The organism is Variovorax monticola, assembly GCF_051216855.1.
In the GTDB taxonomy this organism is placed as follows: domain Bacteria; phylum Pseudomonadota; class Gammaproteobacteria; order Burkholderiales; family Burkholderiaceae_C; genus Variovorax.
This window is the reverse complement of record NZ_JBPJZP010000005.1, coordinates 380,259-398,962: the sequence shown is the minus strand read 5'-3', so window position 1 is coordinate 398,962 and position 18,704 is coordinate 380,259. Positions and strand designations below refer to the sequence as shown.

The 18,704-nt window shown below is 69.1% G+C and carries 19 protein-coding genes and 1 pseudogene; 12 read left to right on the top strand and 8 right to left on the bottom strand.

Annotated features, from left to right (window positions below; all coding sequences use genetic code 11):
• The first annotated feature begins 29 nt into the window (after window positions 1-29).
• The 10 genes from ACSFA5_RS19705 to ACSFA5_RS19660 all read left to right on the top strand — a co-directional run bounded on the left by ACSFA5_RS19705 (window position 30) and on the right by ACSFA5_RS19660 (window position 9,538).
• Window positions 30-1,001 carry a tripartite tricarboxylate transporter substrate-binding protein gene (locus ACSFA5_RS19705; RefSeq protein ID WP_435445717.1) on the top strand — a complete coding sequence of 324 codons (972 nt, stop codon included), beginning with the start codon at window positions 30-32 and terminating at the stop codon, window positions 999-1,001.
• Between the two features lie 169 nt (window positions 1,002-1,170).
• Window positions 1,171-1,902 (top strand): outer membrane lipoprotein, encoded by a 732-nt coding sequence (locus tag ACSFA5_RS19700; RefSeq protein WP_435445716.1) that lies wholly within the window; start codon window positions 1,171-1,173, stop codon window positions 1,900-1,902.
• 165 nt (window positions 1,903-2,067) lie between these two features.
• A complete protein-coding gene (locus tag ACSFA5_RS19695; protein WP_435445715.1) occupies window positions 2,068-2,982 on the top strand; it encodes a dihydrodipicolinate synthase family protein in 915 nt (304 codons plus the stop codon).
• 58 nt (window positions 2,983-3,040) lie between these two features.
• Entirely contained in the window at window positions 3,041-4,183 is a 1,143-nt protein-coding gene (locus ACSFA5_RS19690; RefSeq protein WP_435445714.1) for a branched-chain amino acid ABC transporter substrate-binding protein, read from the top strand.
• A gap of 14 nt (window positions 4,184-4,197) precedes the next feature.
• A complete protein-coding gene (locus ACSFA5_RS19685) occupies window positions 4,198-5,139 on the top strand; it encodes a 4-hydroxyproline epimerase (protein WP_435445969.1) in 942 nt (313 codons plus the stop codon).
• 16 nt (window positions 5,140-5,155) lie between these two features.
• The gene (locus tag ACSFA5_RS19680) at window positions 5,156-6,259 is read left to right on the top strand and encodes an NAD(P)/FAD-dependent oxidoreductase (protein WP_435445713.1); all 1,104 of its coding nucleotides are present in this window, start codon (window positions 5,156-5,158) and stop codon (window positions 6,257-6,259) included.
• A 61-nt stretch (window positions 6,260-6,320) separates the two neighbouring features.
• Window positions 6,321-6,569: a (2Fe-2S)-binding protein gene (locus ACSFA5_RS19675; protein ID WP_435445712.1), complete on the top strand. Its 249-nt coding sequence runs from the start codon at window positions 6,321-6,323 to the stop codon at window positions 6,567-6,569.
• Window positions 6,566-7,840: an FAD-dependent oxidoreductase gene (locus tag ACSFA5_RS19670; RefSeq protein ID WP_435445711.1), complete on the top strand. Its 1,275-nt coding sequence runs from the start codon at window positions 6,566-6,568 to the stop codon at window positions 7,838-7,840. The genes ACSFA5_RS19675 and ACSFA5_RS19670 overlap by 4 nt, the downstream gene beginning before the upstream one ends.
• Window positions 7,841-7,866: 26 nt before the next feature.
• The gene (locus ACSFA5_RS19665; RefSeq protein ID WP_435445710.1) at window positions 7,867-8,535 is read left to right on the top strand and encodes a GntR family transcriptional regulator; all 669 of its coding nucleotides are present in this window, start codon (window positions 7,867-7,869) and stop codon (window positions 8,533-8,535) included.
• 73 nt (window positions 8,536-8,608) lie between these two features.
• Window positions 8,609-9,538, top strand: a complete 930-nt coding sequence (locus ACSFA5_RS19660; RefSeq protein ID WP_435445709.1) for a fatty acid desaturase family protein — start codon at window positions 8,609-8,611, stop codon at window positions 9,536-9,538.
• Window positions 9,539-9,653: 115 nt separating this feature from the next.
• On the opposite strand, the pseudogene ACSFA5_RS19655 reads toward ACSFA5_RS19660, so the two are convergent.
• The 4 genes and pseudogenes from ACSFA5_RS19655 to ACSFA5_RS19640 all read right to left on the bottom strand — a co-directional run.
• Window positions 9,654-10,697: pseudogene (locus ACSFA5_RS19655) on the bottom strand (acyltransferase family protein); the annotation flags it as partial.
• Window positions 10,698-10,731: 34 nt separating this feature from the next.
• Window positions 10,732-11,766, bottom strand: coding sequence for a MerR family transcriptional regulator (locus tag ACSFA5_RS19650; RefSeq protein WP_435445708.1), 1,035 nt, complete (start codon window positions 11,764-11,766; stop codon window positions 10,732-10,734).
• Between the two features lie 19 nt (window positions 11,767-11,785).
• On the bottom strand, window positions 11,786-12,115 hold the full coding sequence (locus ACSFA5_RS19645; RefSeq protein ID WP_435445707.1) for a hypothetical protein: 330 nt from the start codon (window positions 12,113-12,115) through the stop codon (window positions 11,786-11,788).
• An 81-nt stretch (window positions 12,116-12,196) separates the two neighbouring features.
• The gene (locus ACSFA5_RS19640; protein WP_165840364.1) at window positions 12,197-12,367 is read right to left on the bottom strand and encodes a hypothetical protein; all 171 of its coding nucleotides are present in this window, start codon (window positions 12,365-12,367) and stop codon (window positions 12,197-12,199) included.
• 63 nt (window positions 12,368-12,430) lie between these two features.
• Between ACSFA5_RS19640 and ACSFA5_RS19635 the strand changes: the two genes are divergently transcribed.
• Window positions 12,431-13,933: an MATE family efflux transporter gene (locus tag ACSFA5_RS19635; protein ID WP_435445706.1), complete on the top strand. Its 1,503-nt coding sequence runs from the start codon at window positions 12,431-12,433 to the stop codon at window positions 13,931-13,933.
• Here ACSFA5_RS19635 and dbpA read toward each other — a convergent pair.
• The 3 genes from dbpA to ACSFA5_RS19620 all read right to left on the bottom strand — a co-directional run bounded on the left by dbpA (window position 13,893) and on the right by ACSFA5_RS19620 (window position 16,024).
• The gene (gene dbpA, locus ACSFA5_RS19630; protein WP_435445705.1) at window positions 13,893-15,350 is read right to left on the bottom strand and encodes an ATP-dependent RNA helicase DbpA; all 1,458 of its coding nucleotides are present in this window, start codon (window positions 15,348-15,350) and stop codon (window positions 13,893-13,895) included. The genes ACSFA5_RS19635 and dbpA overlap by 41 nt on opposite strands.
• Before the next feature lie 85 nt (window positions 15,351-15,435).
• Entirely contained in the window at window positions 15,436-15,705 is a 270-nt protein-coding gene (infA, locus tag ACSFA5_RS19625) for a translation initiation factor IF-1 (RefSeq protein WP_354352836.1), read from the bottom strand.
• 58 nt (window positions 15,706-15,763) lie between these two features.
• Window positions 15,764-16,024, bottom strand: coding sequence for a hypothetical protein (locus ACSFA5_RS19620; RefSeq protein WP_435445968.1), 261 nt, complete (start codon window positions 16,022-16,024; stop codon window positions 15,764-15,766).
• Window positions 16,025-16,492: 468 nt separating this feature from the next.
• On the opposite strand from ACSFA5_RS19620, the gene ACSFA5_RS19615 reads away from it, so the two are divergent.
• Window positions 16,493-17,578 (top strand): catalase family protein, encoded by a 1,086-nt coding sequence (locus ACSFA5_RS19615; protein ID WP_435445704.1) that lies wholly within the window; start codon window positions 16,493-16,495, stop codon window positions 17,576-17,578.
• A gap of 11 nt (window positions 17,579-17,589) precedes the next feature.
• On the opposite strand, the gene ACSFA5_RS19610 is transcribed toward ACSFA5_RS19615, so the two are convergent.
• The gene (locus tag ACSFA5_RS19610; protein WP_435445703.1) at window positions 17,590-18,645 is read right to left on the bottom strand and encodes a sugar phosphate isomerase/epimerase family protein; all 1,056 of its coding nucleotides are present in this window, start codon (window positions 18,643-18,645) and stop codon (window positions 17,590-17,592) included.
• Window positions 18,646-18,704: the final 59 nt, after the last annotated feature.

Below are 18,704 nucleotides of genomic sequence, written 5' to 3'. Positions count from 1 at the left end.
TGTTGACGATGAAGAAAGCGGACACCACGATGCCCTCGACCCCGTTCACCCGACGTTTCCTCGGCGCGCTTGCCGCTGCAGCGCTCTGCGCCTTTTCCCCGGTGCATGCGCAGCAGCGCGTGATCCATATCGTCGTGCCCTTCGGCACCGGCGCGGTGCAGGACACGGTGGCGCGCGCCTTCAACAACGAGCTGGGCGCGGCGCTGAACGCCAGCGCCATCGTCGAGAACCGCGCGGGCGCGGGCGGCACCGTGGGCGCGGCAATGGTGGCGCGCGCGCCGGCCGACGGCAGCACGATGGTGCTGGCGGCCGCGAGCCACAACATCGCGGGCTTTCTGTACAACAAGCTGAGCTACGACCCGCTGAAGGACTTCGTCGGCGTGGCGAACGTGGGCAATGCGGGCTATGTGCTGGCGGTGGCCAGCGGCCTGAACGTGTCGAACACGGCGGACTTCATCAAGGAGGTCAAGGCCAACCCGGGCAAGTACAACTACGCCTCGGCCGGCAACGGCAGCGCCACGCACCTGGCCATGGCGTCGTTCCTCGCCAAGGCGGGGCTGCAGATGACGCACATCCCGACCAAGTCGACCGGTGAGGCGGTCAACGAGGTGCTGGCGGGCCGGGTGCAGGCGGTGATCTCGTCGAGCATCGGCGTGATCGGCTTCCAGGACGACGCGCGCATCAAGCTGCTGGCCTCCACCGGACAATCGCGCAGCCCCTTCCTGCCCAAGCTGCCGACCGTGGCCGAGAGCGGCCTGCCGGGCTACGCCTTCGATTCATGGATCGGCCTGCTCGCACCGGCCGGCACGCCCAAGGCCGAGGTGGAGCGCATCAACGTCGCGGCCAACAAGGTGCTGGCGGACCCGGTGATCCAGGAACGCTTCAAGCGCCTGGGCGTGGAGCCGCGCATGCAGAGCGCTGAAGAATTCCAGAAGCTGCTGCGCTCGGACTGGGATGCGATGGGCGTGGTGGTGAAGGCTTCGGGCGCGAAGATCGACTGAGGGCTGCTGTTTTTGGCGCCGTGGTTCAGGGCGGGTGCACAGGCCGCCGGGTGCTCCCCGACCCACGACGCTCCATGTAGGACGCCAGTCAATTGTACAAAGCGCCGCCCGCGCTCATGCTCCCTGAAGGGTTCCGGGGCATCCGCTTCGGACAACAAAGGACTTTTTCATGGACTCGTCTTCCCCACTCAACCCGCCCCCAGGCTCGCCCGTGGGCAGCAAGTCGCCCAAGGCGTTGTGGGCCGTGATCGGCGTGCTGGGCGTGGCCGTCGTGGCACTCGGCGGCGTGTTGCTGCAGCGCCATGGGCCCGACGTGAATGCAAGCGCACCACCGCCCGTCGTGGCTGCCGCGCCGTCCCGCACCCCGAACGCACCGGACGACTTCAAACCTGAAGCCATGCCGTTGGCGCCTGCCGTGCCCCCCATGGCGGCAGCCCCGGCGCCCCAGGCCGTGGCGGTGGCGCCGATGCCCGCGCCCCTGCCGGCCCAGGCCCTGCAGCCCGGGCCGGCCCCCGGCGTGAACGCCCCGGTCGCCGTTGCGCGGCCCGCCCCCCCGCCTTGCGCGGTCTGCGGCCGCGTCGAGTCGGTTCGTCCGGTGCAGAAGCGCCTGCAGAGCACCAGCGGCGTCGGTGCCGTGGCCGGGGGCGTGGTGGGTGGCCTGGTCGGCAACCAGTTCGGGCACGGCAACGGGCGCGCCGCGACCACGGTGCTGGGCGCGGTCGGGGGCGGCTTCGCGGGCAACGAGATCGAGAAGCACGTGCGCACCGTCACGGTGTACGAGGTGGCGGTGCGCATGGACAACGGGACGGTGCGCACCGTCGAGACGAAGTCCGCGCCGCCCATCGGCAAGCCGGTCACGCTCAAGCGCGGCGTGCTGCGCCCTGTCGACGGCCGCAAGTAGCCCGCGAGCCGGGCCGCCCCGACGGCGCGCGGCCCGGCGTTTTCTCCGATATCACAGAAGAACCGGCACCGGAAGCTCGCTTGTCTCAGGAATATCTTGACGATATATCCTTAATATATTTAAAGTGCGACGCTTCCACACCGCACATCCACAAGGAGCGATCAAGTGAGCAATCCCCGCTGGCAAGGCATCTTTCCCGCCGTCACCACCAAGTTCCACGCCGACGAAAGCATCGATGCCGAGGGCACCGCGCGCCACATCGACTTCCAGATCCGCAACGGCATCCACGGCCTCGTCACCTGCGGCTCGCTGGGGGAGGCCAGCACGCTGACGCTGGAAGAAAAGCTGCAGGTCGCCAAGATCGCGCTCGACGCGGCCGACGGCCGCGTCCCGGTGCTGGCCAACGTGTCGGAAACGAGCACGCGCGAGGCGCTGCGCTACGTGGACGGCGCCAACAAGCTCGGCGTGGCCGGCTTCATGGTGATGCCCTCGGTGATCTACGTGGCCGACGCGCGCGAAGCCATGCGCAACGTGCGCACCATCGCCAACGCCGCGCAGCAACCCATCATGGTCTACAACAACCCGGTGGCCTACCGCGTGGACCTGAAGCCCGAGCACATGGTCGAGCTGGCCGACTGCGAATGGATCGCCGCCATCAAGGAAAGCACCGACGACATCCGCCGCATCACCGACCTGCGCAACACGGTGGGCGAGCGCTACCAGCTGTTCCTGGGCGTGGACGACCTGGCCTACGAAGGCCTGGCGCTGGGCTGCGACGGCCTGCTGGCCGGCGTGGGCTGCGCGTTCCCGCGCGAGACCGTGGCGCTGTACGACCTGATGAAGGCCGGCAAGTTCGCCGAGGCGCTCAAGCTCTACCAGTGGATGACGCCGATGCTGCACCTGGACGTGTCGACCAAGCTGGTGCAGAACCTGAAGCTCATCGACGTGCTGGTGGGCGTGGGCAGCGAGCACATGCGCCGTCCGCGCCTGCCGCTGATCGGCGAGGAGCGCGCCTTCATCGAAGGCGTCGTCAAGAAGGCGCTGGCCACGCGGCCCGCGCAGTACCAATCGGTCATGTAGTCACCGCGAGCACTTGCACGCAACCGCACTTTTCATCGTCCCCAACCTAGGAAGAAGCATGAAGACACGAGCAGGCATGGTTTCCTCTTTCAGTCTTGCCGGCCTGGCGGCCCTTGCCGTTGCCGGCCAGGCGCACGCGCAGGAACAGGTGGTCAAGATCGGTCACAGCGGGCCGCTGTCGGGCCCCAACGCCTTCGCGGGCAAGGACAACGAAAACGGTGTGCGCCTCGCGGTGGAAGAGCTCAACGCGAAGAAGCTCAGCGTGGGCGGCAAGACGCTGAAGTTCGAGCTGGTGTCCGAAGACGACCAGTGCGACGCCAAGACCGGCGTGAGCGTGGCGCAGAAGTTCGTGGACGACGGCGTCAAGTACGTCATGGGCCCGTACTGCTCGGGCGTGGCCATTCCGGCCTCGCGCCTCTACAGCGAGGGCGGCACCCTGGTCTCCACCGTGGGCACCAACCCGAAGGTGACGCAGGGCGGCTACAAGAACCTCTACCGCATCATCGCGAGCGACAACCAGATCGGCTCCGCCATGGCCGTGTACGCGGCCAAGGAGCTGAAGGTGAAGAAGGTCGGCGTCATCGACGACCGCACCGCCTTCGGCCAGGGCCTGGCGGAAGAGTTCACCAAGGAGGCGAAGAAGCAGGGCCTCACCGTGGTCGGCCAGGAGTTCACCACCGACAAGGCCGTGGACTTCACCGCCATCCTGACCAACATGAAGGCCAAGGCGCCCGAGGCCATCTTCTTCGGCGGCTATGCGCCGCAGGCCGCCCCCATGGCGCGCCAGATGAAGCAGCTGGCCGTGCCCGGCAAGCTGCTGGGCGGCGACACCGTGTGCAGCCCGGCCACCGGCAAGCTGGGCGGCGACGCGGTCAACGACCTGGTGTTCTGCGCGCAGGGCGGCTCCATGCTCGAGAAGGCGCAGACCGGCCCGGCCTTCAAGGAGAAGTTCAAGAAGCGCTTCAACGCCGACCCCGACGCGTATGCGGCCTCGTACTACGACCAGGTGCTGTTCATCGGCGAGTCGATGAAGAAGGCCAACTCCATCGACCCCGACAAGGTGGGCGCCGAGCTCTACAAGGCCACCTACAAGGGCGTGGCCGCCACGTATGCGTACGACGACAAGGGCAACATGAAGCAGGCGCCCATCACCGTCTTCACCTTCAGGAACGCGGTGCCCGTGCCCATCGCCAGCTACTGAACGCAACCATGCCCATGGAACGCATCCAGGTCATCGATTCCCACACGGGCGGCGAGCCCACGCGCCTCGTGATCGGCGGCTTCCCCGACCTGGGGACCGGCTCCATGGCCGAGCGCCGCGCGCTGCTGGCCGAGCGCCACGACAAGTGGCGCGCGGCCGCCGTGCTGGAGCCGCGCGGCAGCGACGTGGTGGTGGGCGCGCTGCTGTGCGCGCCGGTGTCGCCCGATGCGGCCGCGGGCGTGGTCTTCTTCAACAACGCCGGCTACCTGGGCATGTGCGGCCACGGCACCATCGGGCTGGTCGCGAGCCTGGCGCACATGGGGCGCATCGGCGTGGGCGAGCACCGCATCGAGACGCCCGTGGGCACGGTGACGACCACGCTGCACGAAGACGGTTCGGTGAGCGTGCGCAACGTGCCGGCCTTCCGGCACCTGCACCAGGTGGCGGTCGAATTGGCCGGCCACGGCACGGTGCGTGGCGACGTGGCCTACGGCGGCAACTGGTTCTTTCTGGTGAGCGAAGGCCAACACGGCCAGCGCGTGGCCAGCGACAACCTCGCCGTGCTGACCGACTACACCGCTGCGTTGCGAAAGGCGCTCGCGGCGCAGGGCATCACGGGCGCGAACGGCGCGGAGATCGACCACATCGAACTGTTCGCGGACGATGACGAAGGCGCCGACAGCCGCAACTTCGTGCTGTGCCCCGGCGACGCCTACGACCGCTCGCCCTGCGGCACCGGCACCAGCGCCAAGATCGCGTGCCTCGCGGCCGACGGCAAGCTCGCGCCGGGCGCCGTGTGGAAGCAGGCCAGCGTGATCGGCAGCGTGTTCGAGGCCAGCTACGCGATGGACGGCGACCAGGTCATTCCCACGCTGCGCGGCCGCGCGCACATCAGCGCCGAGGCCACGCTGCTGATCGAAGACGACGACCCCTTCGGCTGGGGCATCCGGCGCTGACGCCGGGCCGCTCGGCATGGACGCGGACGTCATCGTCATCGGCGCCGGCATCGTCGGCGCGGCCTGCGCGCAGGCGCTCGCGCAAAAGGGCGCCCGGGTGCTGGTGCTCGATGCGCGCATCGGCGGCGCCACCGGCGCGGGCATGGGCCACCTCGTGGTGATGGACGACAACCCGGCCGAGCTGGCGCTGAGCCGCGATTCGGTGGCGCGGTGGCGCGCGCTGGCCCCGCGCATGAGCGAAGACTGCGCGTACAGCCCCTGCGGCACGCTGTGGATCGCCGCCAACGACGAAGAGATGGCCGAGGCCGAGCGCAAGCGGCAGCGGTTGCACGCGCACGGCATCGACAGCCGCCTGCTCGGCGCGGCCGAACTGGCAAGCGCCGAACCCGCGCTGCGCAAGGGCCTCGCGGGCGCGCTCGAAGTGCCGGGCGACGGCATTCTCTATGCGCCGAATGCGGCGCGCTGGCTGCTCGCTCGAGAAGGGCAAGCTGTCCGCATCGAGCACGCCAAGGTCGAAGCCATCGAAGACAACGGCACATTGCGCCTGACCGACGGCAACCGCCGCAGCGCGCCGCAGGTCGTGCTGGCCAACGGCATGCAGGCGACGGCGCTGTGCCCGGAACTGCCGATTCGCCCGAAGAAGGGCCACCTGCTGATCACCGACCGGTATCCGGGCACGGTGCACCACCAGCTCGTCGAGCTCGGCTACGTCACCAGCGCGCACCACAGCGACGGCGACTCGGTGGCCTTCAACGTGCAGCCGCGACCGACCGGGCAACTGCTGGTCGGCTCGTCGCGCCAGTTCGACACGACCGACCCGGCGGTCGAGGCGCCGATGCTGGCGCGCATGCTGCAGCGCACGCTCGACTACCTGCCGGGCCTTGCGAACCTGAACGCGGTGCGCTCGTGGACCGGCCTGCGCGCCGCGTCGCCCGACGGCCTGCCGCTGCTGGGCAAGCACCCATGGCGCGAGAGGCTCTGGCTGGCCGTCGGGCACGAAGGCCTGGGCGTGACGACCGCGCCGGGCAGCGCGCATCTGCTGGCCGCACGGATGACCGGCACGACGCCCGAATTCGACGCGGCGCCGTACGCGCCGCGCGGGCTGCGGGAAAGGACATGAGCGCCGCGCCGGGCCGCCCCAAGCAAGCTCGCACCGTAGCGCGCAGCGCGGAGGTCCTCCAATGAGCGGTCATACCCTGCTGCACATCGACGGCCGCCTGGTGCGCGTGAAGGCGGGCAGCTCGGTCGCCGCCGCGCTGTGCGTGGCCGGCGGCATGGGCGTGGCGCGCACCTCGGTCACGGGCCAGCCGCGCGCTCCGTTCTGCGGCATGGGCGTGTGCCAGGAATGCCGCGTGTGGGTCGACGGCCGGCGCCGACTGGCGTGCCAGACGGTGTGCGCCGAAGGCATGCGCGTGGAGACGACGGAATGAACGGCATTGCGCTGGAACGGTGCGACGTGCTGATCGTCGGCGCGGGACCGGCCGGCATGGCCGCGGCGGTGGCGGCTGCGTCCAGCGGCGCATCGGTCGTCGTCATCGACGACAACCCCGCGCCAGGCGGACAGATCTGGCGCGACGGTCCGGGCGCGGCGCTGCCACCTGCCGCGCACCGGTGGCGCGATGCGCTCGGGCGACACGCGAACGTCCGCGTGCGCAGCGGCACGCGCGTCGTGGCCGTGTCCGCCGCCCATGAACTGCTGCTGGAGGACGCCGAGGGCGCCGCGCGCATGCAATGGAAGAAGCTCGTCCTGTGCACCGGCGCGCGCGAGCTGCTGCTGCCCTTCCCCGGCTGGACGCTGCCCGGCGTGACGGGCGCGGGCGGCCTGCAGGCGCTCGTCAAGGCGGGCATGCCGGTCGAGGGCCAACGCATCGTCATCGCTGGCAGCGGGCCCTTGCTGCTGGCCGCCGCGGCGACGGCGCGCGCGGCGGGCGCGAAGGTGTTGCGCATCGCCGAGCAGGCTTCGTTCGCATCGGTCGCGCGCTTCGGCGCCAGCCTTGTGCGCTGGCCCGGCAAGGCAGTGCAGGCCGTCGCTTTGGCCAATGCGCAGTACCGCACCGGGTCGCGCATCGTGGCGGTGCAGGGCACGGCGCAGGTCGAATCGGTCCGGCTCAGGCAGGGCGACCGCGAGGCCGGGATCGCCTGCGACCGCGTGGCCTGCGGCTTCGGCCTCGTGCCCAACACGCAGCTGGGCCAGATGCTCGGCTGCGCGCTTGGGGCACAAGGCCTGTCGGTCGATGCCTTGCAAGCCACCAGCGTCGCGGGCATCTATGCCGCCGGCGAGTGCACGGGCTTCGGCGGCAGCGAGCGCGCGCTGGCCCAGGGCGCCATCGCGGGCCATGCGGCCGTCGGCGACGAAACCCAAGCCAAGTCACACCAGGGCGAACGCGCCAGGTGGGATGCCTTTGCCGCGCAGCTGCACCGAAGCTTTGCTCTGGCGCCGGACCTCCGCACGATGCCCTGGCCCGACACGCTCGTGTGCCGCTGCGAAGACGTGCCGCTGTCCGCGCTGTCGACATGCACCGGCTGGACCGACGCCAAGCTGCACCATCGCTGCGGCATGGGTGCCTGCCAGGGCCGCGTCTGCGGCGACGCCGCGCAGTTCCTCTTTGGCTGGGCACCGCCCGTGCCGCGCCCGCCGCTGTCGCCGGTCCGCATCGCGACACTGGCCGCGCTCGCCGAGCCCGGCGACCCTCGACAATGACGCCGCCGCATCCGCAGAACAACCCCATGGCCGCCCCGACCCCCGACTCCCGCCCTCTCCCCAAGCGCCGTGCCGCCGACGTGGCCTACGACGCCATCGAGACGCTGCTGTCGACCCTGCAGATCCAGCCCGGCAGCCAGGTCGTGGAGGCCGAGCTTGCCGAGCGCACGGGCCTGGGCCGCACGCCGGTGCGCGAAGCGCTGATGCGCATGGTGTCCATCGGGCTCATCGTGCAGCAGCCGCGCCGGGGCCTGCTGGTGTCGGCTATCGACCTGGCGGACCACCTGGACGTGATCCAGACCCGGCGCGTGCTCGAACGGCTGGTGGCCGCCTGCTCGGCGCGGCGCGCCACCGCGCTGCAGCGCGAACAGATCGTGCATTGCGCACAGGCGATGGTCGAGGCCGCGGGCCGCGGCGACCTCACCGACTACATGCGCGCCGACCATGCGCTCGACCTCGTCAACCACCAGGCCAGCCACAACGACTCGGCGGTGCAGGCTGTGGTGCCGCTGATCGTGCAGTGCCGGCGCTTCTGGTACGCCTACCAGCACGAGGGCGAGATCGTCGAAGGGGCCAACGCGCACCTCGAACTGGCGCAGGGCATCGCCACCGGCGACGAAGCCGCCGCCGTCGCGGGCGCCGAACGGCTGATGGACTACCTCGAGGTCTTCGCGCGCAAGATCATCGACAAGTAGGCCCTGCGGCCTCTGTCCGTACCCCGGGGAATTCCGCGTGTGCCGCCGGGGCTCGCGGCGCATACTGAAACGCATGGCCGCCGCCCCCCGTGCCCAACCCGAAGACTTCTTCACCGCCGACGAGTGGCGCGCGCTCACCGCGCGCTCGTCGTGGAAGGGGCTGTGGCTGGTGGCGCATTGCTGGGGCACCATCGGCGCGGCGATGCTGGTGGGCATCGCATGGCCGTGGACCGTGCCGCTCATGGTGCCCATCGTGGGCGCGCGGCAGCTGGGCCTGTTCATCCTCATGCACGATGCGGCGCATGCGGGGCTGCACCGCCACCGCAAGGTCAACGACTGGGTGGGCCACTGGCTGTGCTCGTCGTCGCTGCGCGACTACCGGCCGTATCACCTGCAGCACCACCGCTTCGTGCAGCAGACCGAGGACCCCGACCTCGTGCTGTCGGCGCCCTTTCCGATCACGCGCGCCTCGATGTGGCGCAAGGTGGCGCGCGACCTGAGCGGGCAGACCTTCTACAAGCAGCGCTTTGGCCATGTCGCCGAGGGCATCCGCGCGCGTGCACCGGGCGAATCGGCGTTGAAGGTCTTGGGCCGGGAGCTTGCGAAGGACCGGCGCTTCCTGATCGGCAACGGCCTGGGCTTGCTGGCCTTCGTGCTGGCCGGCTACGGGTGGGCATGGCTGGCGATGTGGCTGCTGCCGATGGCCACATGGCTGCCGCTGGTGAGCCGTGTGCGCAACATCGCCGAGCATGCGCTGGTCGCACAGAACGAGGCCGACCCGATGCGCCAGGCCCGCACCACGCATGCCGGCTGGCTGGCGCGGCTGCTGGTGGCGCCCTACTGGGTCAACTACCACTGCGAGCACCACATGTTCACCAGCCTGCCGTGCTGGGCGCTGCCGAAGGCGCACCGGTTGCTACAGCGCCAGGGCGCGACGGGGCGGATGGAGTTGCAGCCGGGGTATCTGAGCCTTCTGAGGCAGGCGACCGCCGCGCCCGCCTGAGTCGCTGGCCGTTCAGCAGCGTGCCGATGGGCGTGTAGCGCACCAGCAGCTGGTAGCTCGCAAGTGCCGCCAGCGAAGTGGCAGCGATGTTCAGCCCCATCTTCGTGAGCGCGCCGAAGGGCGCGTTGAACAGCAGGGTGCCGAATCCGATGGTGCCGAGCATGTGCACCAGGTACACCCAGTACGAGCTTTGCGAGAGGTACGTGAGCACCGCGTTCTGGCGCGGCACGTAGCGCACGAAGCACCCGATCAGCGCAAGGCTCCAGAGCCACGAGGTCGCGTTGTAGGCGAAGGCGATACAGAACTCGGGGTGCGGCAGGCGGTACGGGGCGCGGCCGTGCAGCGCGCCCAGCAGCGCGAAGGTTGCGACGAAGAACGCCAACCCGGTGAACGCGAGGCCCTTGCAGCGCGCAGCAAAAAGCGCGAGCAGGCGATCCTGATCGCGATGCAGGTACCAGCCGAACACGAAGAACAGCCCGCTCTGCATCCACTCGGAGAACTGCGGCAGGAACGAGCCGCTTTCCATCACGAAGCCCGACGGATGGAAGGCGCCTGTCGCCGCCAGCGGCAGTGCGAGCACCAGGAAGCCCCAGCGGCGTTCCGCCAACAAGGCGAAGCTGCGGGCTACGGCATCGCGCAGCCGCACCGGCACGAAGCGCTGCAGCCGCACGCCGGCCCAGGCCAGAACGCTGAACCAGAACAGTTGGTACAGGAACCACAAGTGCATCGTGTTGAAGGGCGAGCCGCCCGGCTGCCGCGCGGGGGTCAGTGCAGTGTCTATGCCCGGCACGCCGTGCACCGTCAGGTGGATGTAGACCATCGCCAGCACGGTGGTCAGCACGAACAGCGGCGGCCAGAACACCGCGAAGGGCAGCGCGAGCCGCAGGCCGCGGTTCCTCAGCATGCCACCCGCGCCGCGCCGCTCGACCAGCAGCGCGACGAAGAAGCCGGCCAGCACGAAGAACACCGGCATCCGGAAGCTGTGGATGAAGAGCAGCAGCAGGTCGGCCACCGGTGAGGTCTGCGGGTCCCGCCAGGGCAGCGGCGAATTGACGGTGATGTGGTTGAGGGCCACGTGCAGCACGATGCCGAGCCACATCATCAGGGCACGGAGGTTGTCGAGCGCGTGGAGCCGTCGGGGGGCGTGTGCGTTGTTCATGGGGCCGACTGTCGAGCCTCACGCAACGTCAGGGTCAAGGGGTGGCGGGGCCGGGCTTCGAAGTTCTTTGCGGGTGCACGGCGATGGCCTGCAGCAGGTAGCCGCGCACCGCTGGCCCGACCACGGCTGCCGCCTGCAGCACCGGTTCCGTGGCCATGGCCTTCATCAGCCGCTCGGCCAGCACCGGGTCGTGGTCGGTGAAGGCATCGAAGAGTCGCACCCAGGCGAGCGCGACGGCTTGCACCGCGTCGTCTCCGGGCGATATGCCGCGCGCCTGGAGGGCGGCGAGCTCTTCGCCAAGGCGGCGCCATTCGTCTTCGGGCGGCTTGCCCAGGCGTGCGAAGTCCTCGGTGTCCAGGTGGCGCAGCAGCGCGGCCATGCGCAGGTCCATGGCTGCACCGATGTAGTCGATCAAGTCGGCCGACGGCCCATCGTCGCGCCGTGCCACCGGTTCGCGCCGGTACATCTCGCCCCAGCGCGTGACGAGGTCGTAGTTGCCGTCCATCCACTGGCCCATGAGGTTCATCCAGCGGTAGGCGAGCGGCTGCACCTCGAGCGCATCGGCGGGCACGCCGCGCACCATCAGCGCGGCAACGTCGGCGATGAGCGGGGGCCACTGGTCGGCCACGGCGCGCCAGTTGGCCATCACCGACTTGATCTCGGCGGGGCTGAAATAGCGGCCGTAGGTGGTCATCTGCGCCAGCGTGACGAGCCAGTCCTTCATGTCGGGCTGGGCGCCTTCGGCGAGCCGCTCTTCGAGCAAGGCAAGCCGTTCGCGCAGGACCGTGGCCTGGGCGATCTGCTGGTCGAGCGATGCGATCTGGCGCTGGATGATCGCGGGCAGCGAGCCGCTTTCGGCACCAAGCAGCCCGCCGATTTCCGCCAGCGCAAGCCCCAGCAGCCGCAGCGCCTGGATGGCATGCAGCCGGCCGATGTCGGCGGCGTTGTAGAGCCGGTAGCCGGCATCGGAGCGCGCGGATGGCGCGAGCAGGCCGATGGCGTCGTAGTGGTGCAGCGTGCGCACCGTGAGGCCGGTGTGCCTGGCAAGTTCTCCGACCTTCAGCAGCACGGATCGCTCCCTGGACAAGTCAGTCGCCCGTGGGCTCCGGCGAGGGCTCTTCCCAACCCGGCCAGCCCAGCAACTCGGCCAGCCGCTGCACGATCCACGTGGCCTCGGCCGTGGACACGCCCGACTCGGCTGTCGCCAGCCCGGCGTGGATGCGCCGCAGGATCTCGCTTTCGACGGGCACCTCGGTGTGGTGCTGGATCTGCGCGTGGCCCACGAGGTGGCTGGCGAGGTCTTCGCAGATCTCGTAGCGCGCGCGCACCACGGCGATCGGCTCGCTCAGGCGTTGGCGCGTGTCGCTGTACACCGCGAAGAACGAGGGCGGAATGAAGATCTGGTTGTCGTCGGACATGGCGGTTTTTTCAGAGGCCCCAATGACAAAACGCGCCCAGGGGCGCGTTCGTCGTGGCTCGTGGGAGCCATGGGTGCTGGATCAGCCGCCCTTCTTGGGACGCTTGCCAGGGTTCTTCTTGCTGCGCGTTGCGGTGCCGCGTTCGAGGCTGACCTTCTGGCCGCCACCGGAGCGAGGCGCGGTGTAGCCGGGCAGCGGCGTCGGCTTGGGGGTGGCAACGCGTTCGGCTTCGGTACGGAATGTCTTGGGCATGAAAAGCTCGGGTAAAAGTGATGAATGTTCGAGGGGCAATTAGGCCACATTCAAGGATTTCACATGCCAGTAACCGAAACAGCCAGCGGTGTCGAGGGTCCGCGCTTCGTTTCGGGGTCGCTGCTGCGCCACGTCTGCATCATGGCGGGCACCGGCGCCATCGGCCTGATCGCGGTGTTCGCGGTCGACCTGATCAACCTGTTCTACATCTCCCTGCTCGGCGAGAAGGAGACGGCGGCGGCCGTCGGCTTCGCGGGCGTGGTGGGGTTTTTTCACGCGTCGCTGTGCATCGGGCTGACCATCGGCATCGCGGCGGTGGTGTCGCGCACGGTGGGCGCGGGCCGCCTTGCCGATGCGCGGCGCATCGGCACGTCGAGCCTGGTGCTGATGGCGGTGCTGTCGGTGGTGGTGGGCACGGGCACGGCCTTCTTCCTGCACCCGGCCCTGCAGGCACTGGGGGCCCAGGGCGAGACGGCGCGGCTGGCGCAGCGCTACCTGTCGGTGACGGTGCACACGCTGCCGCTGCTGGGCATCGGCATGGCCTGCTCGGCGCTGCTGCGTTCGGTCGGCGATGCGCGCCGCTCGATGACGGTGACGCTCGCGGCGGCCTTCGTCACGGCGGTGCTCGACCCGATATTGATCTTCGGCTTCGGCCTGGGGCTCGACGGCGCGGCCATCAGCGCGGTGGTCTCGCGCCTGGTGCTGGCGGCCATCGGGCTGCACGGCGTGATGGTCACGCACCGCATGCTCGGGCGCTTCGACATGTCGCGCCTGGCGGGCGATGCGCGCGTGCTCGCCGCGGTGGCCGGGCCCGCGGTGCTGACCAACCTGGCCACGCCCGTGGGCGCGGCCTTCGTCACGCACGCGGTGGCGCAGTTCGGCGCGTCGGCGGTGGCGGGCGCGGCCACCATCGACCGGCTCACGCCGGTGGCCTTCGGGCTGGTCTATGCGTTGAGCGGCGCGGTCGGGCCGATCCTGGCGCAGAACCTGGGCGCGGGGCAGTACCGGCGGGTGCAGGAGGGCCTGCGCGACAGCCTGCTGTTCATGGTGGCGTCTGTGGCCGCGGCGTGGCTGGTGCTGGCGCTGGGCCAGGGCGTGCTGATTCGCGCGTTCTCGGCCGAGGGGCTGGCGGCGGAGCTGATCTCGCTGTTCTGCAGCTGGCTGGCGCCGAGCTTCTTTTTCGCGGGCGGGCTGTTCGTGGCGAATGCGTCGTTCAACAACCTGGGGCATCCGCTGCTGTCGACCGCGTTCAACTGGGGGCGCGCCACGATGGGGACGATTCCGTTCGCCTGGTGGGGCTCGCAGCACGGCGCGGCCGGCGTGCTGGTGGGGCAGGCGGTGGGCTCGTCGATCTTCGGGTTGCTGGCGGTGGTGGTGGCGTTCCGGCTGGCCGCGAAGCTGGCCAGGCAGGAGGCACCTGAAAAGACCCCTGCGACAGGGCCGGCACCGGTGCTCGACGCGCCGGTGGCGCCGACCTCGGCGCACGGGGAGGCCGCGGCGCTCGCCACGCCGCAGCCTGGGGCGCCTACTCGCCCAGGTCCTGCAGCGTCAGCAGCCGCACCCTGACCGACTTGCCCTTCACGCGTCCGCTGGACAGCTTGCGCACGGCTTCTTCGGCGATGGCGCGGTCGACCGCCACATAGGTCGAGAACTCGTTGACGTTGATCTTGCCGACCTGGTCCTTGGCGTAGCCGCAGTCGCCCGTGAGCGCGCCCAGCACGTCGCCGGCGCGGATCTTTTCCTTGCGCCCGCCCACGATCTGCAGCGTGGCCATGGGCGGCTTCATCGGCTCGCCCTTGCCCGGCGTGAGCTCGGCCAGGTCGTGCCATTCCGATTCGCGGCCCTGCAGCTGCTCGATCTTCCCGACGTGGCCCATCTCGTTCATGCTGGCCAGGTTGAGCGCCAGGCCTTCCGAGCCGCCCTGCTGGCCCACGCGGCCGGTGCGCCCGACACGGTGGATGTGAATTTCGGAGTCGGGCGTCACGTCGACGTTGATCACCGCTTCGAGCTGCGAGATGTCGAGCCCGCGCGCGGCCACGTCGGTGGCCACCAGCACGGAGCAGCTGCGGTTGGAGAACTGCACCAGCACCTGGTCGCGCTCGCGCTGCTCCAGCTCGCCGAACAGCGCCAGCGCGCTGAAGCCCTGCCCCTGCAGCACCTCGACCAGGTCGCGGCACTGCTGCTTGGTGTTGCAGAAGGCCAGCGTGCTGACGGGGCGGAAATGGTCGAGCAAGAGGCTCACGGTGTGCAGCCGTTCGCTGTCTTTCACCTGGTACCAGCGCTGGCGGATCTTGCTGCCTTCATGCTGCGCCTGCACCGTGATCTGCTCGGGGTTCTTCATGAACTGCTGCGCGAGCTTGGCGATGCCTTCGGGGTAGGTGGCCGAGAACAGCAGCGTCTGGCGTTCCTTGGGGCACTGGCGCGCCACCTTCACGATGTCTTCGAAGAAGCCCATGTCCAGCATGCGGTCGGCTTCGTCGAGCACCAGCGTGTTGAGCGCCGACAGGTCGAGGTTGCCGCGCTCCAGGTGGTCCATCAGCCGTCCGGGTGTGCCGACCACGATGTGGGCGCCGTGCTCCAGGCTGGCAATTTGCCCGCGCAACGCGACGCCGCCGCACAGCGTGACGACCTTGATGTTTTCTTCCGCGCGCGCCAGGCGGCGGATTTCGGTGGTGACCTGGTCGGCCAGTTCGCGCGTGGGGCACAGCACCATCGCCTGCACGGCGAAGCGGCGCGGGTTCAGGTTGGACAGCAGCGCCAGGGCGAAGGCGGCGGTCTTGCCGCTGCCGGTCTTGGCCTGGGCGATCAGGTCTTTGCCGAGCAGCGCCGGTGGCAGGCTGGCGGCCTGGATCGGCGTCATCTGCGTATAGCCGAGCTGCGTGAGGTTGGCCAGCATCTGGGGCGAAAGCGCCAGCGCGGCAAAGCCGTTGTCGGCAGGGGCCTGGGCTTGCGGGCCGCCGGCTGTGGGAGTGGGTGTGGTCATCGTTCTGCAGCCGTGGTCCGTGAAAGACAAAAAGCCTTGCCGGCGCCCTTCGAGGGGCGCCGCAAGGCTTTTCGAGCGTCGCGGATCAGCGGCGGGGTGAGTTGTTGCCGCCGCCGGTCGGCGGCGGGCCGCGACGTTCCAGGTGACGGAAGGTGATACGGCCCTTGGTCAGGTCGTAGGGCGAGAGTTCGAGCGACACCTTGTCGCCCGCCAGGATGCGGATGTGGTGCTTGCGCATCTTGCCGCCGCTGTAGGCGATCAGTTGATGGCCGTTGTCCAGCGTGACGCGGTAGCGCGAATCGGGCAGCACTTCGGTCACTGCGCCGTTCATTTCGATCAGTTCTTCCTTGGGCATGGGTGATTACCTCTGAATCGTTCGATGTGTGTTGGAAATGGAATTCGGCGTGATTGTTTCAGCCTGCGCAGGGCAGCGCGAGCGGGGCATTGCGGGGCGCGCGTTCGCGCACCCAGCCCAGGCCCTGGTCGATGGCGTAGCCCGCGGCGGCGGCGCGGCTGGCAAAGCGCGGCGTGAAACGCATCACGCGGTCGTGCATGCCGCTGCCGTGGCCGGAGCGGATCGAGACGGAGGCGGCGTAGTTGCCGTCGTCCTGGTGTCGAATGAGCGGGGAAACAAGGTACTTGCCCACCGCGATACTGTGTTGAATGATGTCCATGAAGCCTTGGCACAGCGCGCGAATGCAGAGCGCGAAATGCCTGAAAAATGATTGAAAACGGGCGTGGGCCGGCCGGAACGGCGCGGCGGACGCGCTATTCGCTTCAACAAGAACGAAGGCAGTGGTGGCAATCATGGGCGCCCGGTCTGGCGCTCCAACACACTGTGAAACCGGCTTGGGAATGAGAGGCCTGAAGAATCCAAGGGACGATGCAGGTCAGCCGGCGGTATTGACGAAATTCTTCGTCGTGGTATCGAAACGAACCCGACATTATAGCTTGCGGGGCGTGACGGCTGCTTGTCTTAATTACAACGGTTCCATGAAATAGGGCGCAATGGGCCGTCCGGCAAGCGTTGTTTGCTATCAAAACATGGTTGCAGCAGCGAGCAGGCCTGGCAGGCGTTCGAGCGCACGCTTTGCCGAAGCGCTCCTACAGCCGCCCGCGGCGCCGGTGCGCTCAATCTCTCCATGAACACGACCACGACGCCCTCTACCGCCCCCGTTCGCTACGACCCCGCCGTGGAAACCTTCCACGACGACGAGGCCCAGACGCAGACGGACCTTGTCGCCACCCTCGTCGACATGGAGAAGACCATGGCCGACCACACGGGCCATGCCATGCGCGCCGTGCACGCGAAGAGCCACGGCCTGCTGCGCGGCGAGTTGCGCGTGCTCGACGGCCTGCCCGAGCCGCTGGCCCAAGGCCTCTTCGCGGCGGCGCGCCGCTTTCCGGTGGTGATGCGCCTTTCGACGCCGCCTGCCGAAGTGCTCGACGACCGCGTCTCGCTGCCGCGCGGCATGGCCATCAAGGTCATGGGCGTCGAGGGCGCGCGTGTCGACGGCTCCGAAGGCGACAGCACGCAGGACTTTCTCTTCGTAGACGGCCCGGTCTTCGCCGCGCCCGACGCCAAGGGCTTCCTGCGCAGTCTCAAGCTGCTCGCCAGTACCACCGACAAGGCGCCGAACGCCAAGCGTGTGCTCTCGAGCGTGCTGCAGGGCGTGGAGAAAGCGGTCGAGGCGGTCGGCGGCAAGAGCGGCACGCTCATCGCCATGGGCGGCCACCCCGAGACGCATCCGCTGGGTGCCACCTTCTTCACGCAGGTGCCGATGCGCTACGGCAACTACATCGCCAAGCTGCAGCTGGTGCCGGTGTCGCCCGCGCTGCTGGCACTGGAGAACGCACCCATCGACCTGACCGACAAGCCCGACGGCACGCGGGAGGCGGTTGCCGACTTCATGCGCCAGCAGCCGGCGGTATGGGAGTTGCGCGCGCAGCTGTGCGTCGACCTCGAACGCATGCCCGTGGAAGATGCCTCGGTCGAGTGGTCGCAAGAGCTGAGCCCGTTCATTGCGGTTGCGCGCATCACCGCCGATCCGCAGGAGGTCTGGAGCGAGGCGCTGGCGCGAGAGTTCGACGACGGCATGGCCTTCAACCCCTGGCACGCCTTGGCGGACCACCGCCCGCTGGGCAACGTGATGCGCGCGCGCAAGGTGGCGTATGCGGCGTCTTCCAACTTTCGCAGCGAGCGCAACGGTTGCCCGATGCACCGCTGAAGTTCAGCCTTTCACGCGATACCGAGCATTCGCTTGTTCGCAGCCGCATCGACGCCGCCCGCCGCGAAGTCGTCGAAGGCCCGGTCCGCCACGCGGATGATGTGATCGGCGATGAAGGTCGCGCCTTCGCGCGCCCCGTCTTCCGGGTGCTTGATGCAGCACTCCCACTCCAGCACCGCCCAGCCCGGGAAGTCGTACTGCGCCATCTTCGAGAAGATGGCCTTGAAGTTCACCTGGCCGTCGCCCAGCGAGCGGAAGCGCCCGGCCCGGTTGATCCAGCTCTGGAAGCCGCCGTACACGCCCTGCTTGCCGCTGGGGTTGAACTCGGCGTCCTTCACGTGAAAGATCTTGATGCGCTCGTGGTAGTGATCGATGTAGGCCAGGTAGTCGAGCTGCTGCAGCAGAAAGTGGCTCGGGTCGTACAGCAGACAGGCGCGCGGGTGGTTGTTCACGCGCTCCAGGAACATCTCGTAGCTCACGCCGTCGTGCAGGTCTTCGCCGGGGTGAATTTCGTAGCCCACGTCCACGCCCGCGGCGTCGAAGGCGTCGAGGATCGGCCGCCAGCGGCGCGCCAGTTCGTCGAAGGCCTCTTCGATGAGTCCCGGCGGACGCGGCGGCCACGAGTACAGGTACGGCCAGGCCAGCGCGCCCGAGAAGGTCGCATGCGCCGTGAGGCCCAGGTTGGCCGAAGCCTTCGCCGCCAAGTGCAACTGCTCCACCGCCCACTGCTGGCGCCGCACCGGGTCGCCGCGCACCTCGGGCGCCGCGAAGCCGTCGAAGCCAGCGTCGTAGGCCGGGTGCACCGCCACCAGCTGGCCTTGCAGATGGGTCGAGAGTTCGGTGATCCGCAGCCCGTGCGCGGCGAGCGTGCCCGTCACCTCGTCGCAGTAGGTCCGGCTCTGCGCGGCCTTCTTCAGGTCGAACAGGCGTGCGTCCCAGCTGGGAATCTGCACGCCCTTGTAGCCGAGGCTGGCCGCCCATCCGGCGATGCCGTCGAGCGTGTCGAACGGGGCGGTGTCTCCGGCGAACTGGGCCAGAAAAATGGCGGGGCCCTGGATGGTTTTCATCGGCTTGTCTTCCTTATGGGTTGGGGCGGCGTTGAAAGCATACTTGGCGTGTCGTCCGA